Source organism: Craterilacuibacter sp., from assembly GCF_051659485.1.
Lineage (GTDB): Bacteria > Pseudomonadota > Gammaproteobacteria > Burkholderiales > Chromobacteriaceae > Craterilacuibacter.
The window spans coordinates 1-2,839 of record NZ_JBOFOO010000392.1; the positions used below are offsets into that span (position 1 = coordinate 1).

Genomic DNA, 2,839 nt, shown 5'->3' on the forward strand with positions numbered 1-2,839 from the left:
ATCGCCGACCGCATCGAAGAGCCGGCCAGCGCCGAAATCGATGCGGTCGGCCAGTATGTGCTGCCGGGCCTGGTCGATGTGCACATGCATATTTCCGAGCCGGGCCGCACCGAGTGGGAAGGCTATGAAACCGGCAGCCAGGCGATGGCCGCCGGCGGCACCACCTCGTTTGTCGAGATGCCGCTGAACACCATCCCTGCCACCACCGATGTGGCCGCCATGGACCTGAAGATCGGTGCCGCCACTGGCCAGTGCCATGTCGACTATGCGCTGATGGGTGGTCTGGTGCCGTGGAACTTTGATGACCTCAAGCCGATGTCGCAAGCCGGCGTTGCGGCCTACAAGTGTTTCGTCGCCACCTGCGGTTCGGGCAAGCCGGGCGACTTCAAGAACGTCAATGATTTCGAACTGTATGAAGGGATGAAGATCCTGGCCGAGACTGGCGACTTGCTGGTGATCCACTGCGAGAACGCCGCGCTGACCGATGGTCTGGGCAAAAAGGCGCGTGCGGAGGGTAAGAGTAAAGTGTCCGACTATGTCGCCAGCCGCCCGGTGTTCACCGAAGTGGAGGCGGTGCAGCGCGTGCTGCTGATCGCCAAGGAAACCGGCTGCCGCGTGCATATCGCGCACAATAGCTGCCCGGAAGCGGTCGATGTCATCCAGCGCGCCATTGCCGACGGCGTCGATGCCTCGGTCGAGTCGTGCCCGCACTACTTCCTGCTCGCCACCGAGGAACTGGACGCGATCGGTCCGCGTGCCAAGTGCTCGCCGCCGATCCGCGACTACGCCAATCAGGCACGCATGTGGGAGTATCTGGCCGCCGGCAAGATCGGCATTCTGGGCTCCGACCACTCGCCGTGCACCTTCGACCTCAAGGACAAGGAAAATGCTTTCGATGCCTGGGGCGGTTTGTCGGCCTGCCAGAACAGCGTCGACGCGATGTTCGATGCGGCGGTCAAGCAGCGCGGCATCAGTCCGGTGCTGCTGGCCCAGGTGCTGGCGACCAATCCGGCCGAGCGTTTCGGCCTGAAAGACAAGGGCGAGATCGCCATCGGCAAGGATGCCGACCTGGTGTTTGTCGATCCGGCGCAAAGCTACACCGTCAATGCCGAGGAACTCTATTACAAAAACAAGCACAGCGCCTATGAGGGGCGCGAGATCGGCTGCCGCATCACCCGTACCCTGCTGCGTGGCAAGGTGGTCTTCGAACTGGGCAAGGGCTTCGCGGCCAGCGCTCAGGGGCGCTTGATCCGCGTCAGCAAACAGCCGCGCTGCTGAGTGGCTCCGTTATTTCTGTTGCTATCGCACCGGCCTTGTGCCAGTGTTTTTATTTGTTGATGGAGCCGGCACACAAAGCCAAGTGCCTGTCGCGAAGGGACAGGTCGTGCTGGAACGATGCTGCTAGAGTGGGGCGCATTATTAGCAGAACCGTAGCCATCATGCTTGCTCCTGAACAGATTTGTGCCCTGACGGCCTTTCGCCGCGATCTGCACGCCCATCCCGAACTGGCTTTCTTTGAATACCGCACCGCCGGACTGCTGGCCGAACAGCTGGAGGCGCTGGGCCTGCCGGTGCACCGCAATATCGGCGGCACCGGACTGGTCGCCGAAATCAGCGGCGCGCGCCCCGGGCCTGCCATCGGCCTGCGCGCCGATATGGATGCGCTGCCGATGCAGGAGGGCAACAGTTTTTCCCACGCCTCGCAAACGCCGGGCTGCATGCATGGCTGTGGCCATGACGGCCATAGCAGCATGTTGCTGGGCGCAGCCCAGGTGCTGGCGGCCGAGCGCGACTTCGCCGGCACCGTCTATCTGATTTTCCAGCCAGCGGAGGAGATGGAAGGCGGTGCGGTGGCGATGATGCAGGACGGCCTGTTTGCGCGTTTTCCGATGCAGGCGGTGTACGGCCTGCACAACTGGCCGGGGCTGCCGGCCGGTCACGTCGCCGTGCACGCCGGCCCGATGATGGCGGGCATGGATGTGTTCGAAATCGTGATTACCGGCTGTGGCAGCCACGCGGCGATGCCGCATGAGGGCAATGATGCGCTGGTCGCTGCTGCACAGCTGGTGACCGCAATCCAGACCATCGCCAGCCGTAGCGTCAGTCCGCTGGAGAGCGCAGTCATCAGCGTGACCCAGTTGCATGCCGGTGATGCCTATAACGTGATCCCGGAGCAGGTGGTGGTGCGCGGCACCTGCCGCTATTTTAATCCCGCGGTCCAGCGGGCTATCCGCAGGCGGCTGGATGACCTGTGCCGTGGCCTGGGGCTGGCATTCGATGTGGATGTGCGCCTCGACTATCGTGAGCGCTATCCGGCAGTCAGCAATGCAGTGTCTCATGCCACCCTGGCCGCCGCTGCCGCCGCGCAGGCACTGGGTGCCGACAAGGTGATCCATGATTTTGTGCCGTCGATGGCGAGCGAAGACTTTGCCGCCATGCTGGCCGAAGTGCCAGGCGCAATGGTGTGGCTGGGAGCCGATGGCGACACGCCGAGCGCCCCGCTGCACAACCCGGCCTATGACTTTAACGACGCGCTGATCGAGCCCGGCGTACGTTTCTGGGTGACGCTGGCTCGCCACGCGCTGGCGGCGGCATGAGAACTGCCGGTTTGAGCGAGTTTGACCGGCGCATGCTGCAACTGGGCATGGTGCAGGCGGAGCAGGCGCGCCTGGCCTGTGACCGCCCCTTTGGCGCGCTTGTCGTTCGGCTTGATGGGGATGCCGGGTTCCGGCCATTTTCTTGCCCGCATGGCCTGTTTTAAAACGCATGTCCCGCTTTTGCTTTTGCCGCAATACATGGCTATGACTCTATTTTCTTGTTCTAGAGCATGTCATGCCCC

At 63.1% G+C, this 2,839-nt stretch carries 3 protein-coding genes; all 3 read left to right on the forward strand.

All coding sequences use genetic code 11. The features are described 5' to 3' along the window. A partial coding sequence (allB, locus tag ACRC1E_RS13450) for an allantoinase AllB (protein WP_438515600.1) occupies positions 1-1,278 on the forward strand: 1,278 nt, incomplete at its 5' end. Between the two features lie 161 nt (positions 1,279-1,439). Next, positions 1,440-2,597, forward strand: a complete 1,158-nt coding sequence (locus ACRC1E_RS13455; RefSeq protein WP_438515601.1) for a M20 aminoacylase family protein — start codon at positions 1,440-1,442, stop codon at positions 2,595-2,597. Continuing rightward, complete coding sequence (locus ACRC1E_RS13460; RefSeq protein WP_438515602.1) at positions 2,594-2,761, forward strand: hypothetical protein; 168 nt, start codon at positions 2,594-2,596, stop codon at positions 2,759-2,761. The genes ACRC1E_RS13455 and ACRC1E_RS13460 overlap by 4 nt, the downstream gene beginning before the upstream one ends. Positions 2,762-2,839 lie beyond the last annotated feature (78 nt).

Excerpts from the sequence above, each read along its gene's own strand:
- ACRC1E_RS13455 (WP_438515601.1), top strand. The coding sequence starts at position 1,440 with ATGCTTGCTCCTGAACAGATTTGTGCCCTGACGGCCTTTCGCCGCGAT.
- ACRC1E_RS13460 (WP_438515602.1), top strand. The coding sequence starts at position 2,594 with ATGAGAACTGCCGGTTTGAGCGAGTTTGACCGGCGCATGCTGCAACTG.